Origin of the sequence: Ligilactobacillus equi DSM 15833 = JCM 10991, assembly GCF_001435735.1 — a bacterium.
GTDB lineage: Bacteria > Bacillota > Bacilli > Lactobacillales > Lactobacillaceae > Ligilactobacillus > Ligilactobacillus equi.
Genome location: NZ_AZFH01000185.1, coordinates 1,942 through 3,020 on the forward strand (window position 1 = coordinate 1,942; position 1,079 = coordinate 3,020).

Genomic DNA, 1,079 nt, shown 5'->3' on the forward strand with positions numbered 1-1,079 from the left:
ATTCACTTGGCTCCGACGTTGTAGTTTCTGATGCGACTGACTCGGATGTAGTCTCACTTGGGACTTCTTCTGAGGGTTCGCTTGGACCCGACGTTGTGGTCTCTGATGGAACTGACTCGGGCGTAGTCTCACTTGGAGTTACATCTGAGGATTCGCTTGGACCCGACGTTGTGGTTTCTGATGCGACTGACTCGGGTGTAGTCTCACTTGGAGTTACATCTGAGGGTTCACTTGGACTCGACGTTGAAGTTTCTGATGCAACTGACTCGGATGTAGTCTTACTTGGTACTACTTCTGAGGATTCGCTTGGACCCGACGTTGTGGTTTTTGATGGGACTGACTCGGATGTAGTCTCACTTGGTACTTCTTCTGAGGATTCACTTGGCTCCGACGTTGTGGTCTCTGATGGAACTGACTCGGGCGTAGTCTCACTTGGAGTTACATCTGAGGATTCGCTTGGACCCGATGTTGTGGTTTCTGATGCGACTGACTCGGGCATAGTCTCACTTGGAGTTACATCTGAGGGTTCACTTGGATTCGACGTTGTGGTTTCTGATGCGACTGACTCGCCTAAAGTCTCACTTGGAGTTACATCTGAGGATTCACTTGGATCCGACGTTGTGGTTTCTGATGAACCTGACTCGCCTAAAGTCTCACTTGGAGTTACATCTGAGGATTCACTTGGCTCCGACGTTGTGGTTTCTGATGAACCTGACTCGGGCATAGTCTTACTTGGTACTACTTCTGAGGGTTCACTTGGATCCGACGTTGTAGTTTCAGATGGACCTGACTCTACTGTAGTCTCACTTGGTACTTCTTCTGAAGGTTCATTTAGCCCCGATGTTGGAGACTCAGATGGGACTGACTCAGGCGTTGTCTCACTTAGAGTTACATCTGAGGGTTCACTTGGATCCGACGTTGTGGTTTCTGATGCGACTGACTCGGATGTAGTCTCACTTGGTACTTCTTCTAAGGCTTCGCTTGGACCCGACATTGGGGACTCAGATGGGACTGACTCGGGCATAGTCTCACTTGGAGTTACATCTGAGGATTCACTTGGACCCGACGTTGAAGTTTCT

1 pseudogene is annotated in these 1,079 nt (G+C 49.4%); it reads right to left on the reverse strand.

Annotation, left to right across the window (positions count from 1 at the left end):
* Window positions 1–1,079 (reverse strand): annotated as a pseudogene (locus FC36_RS11980) (hypothetical protein); the annotation flags it as partial.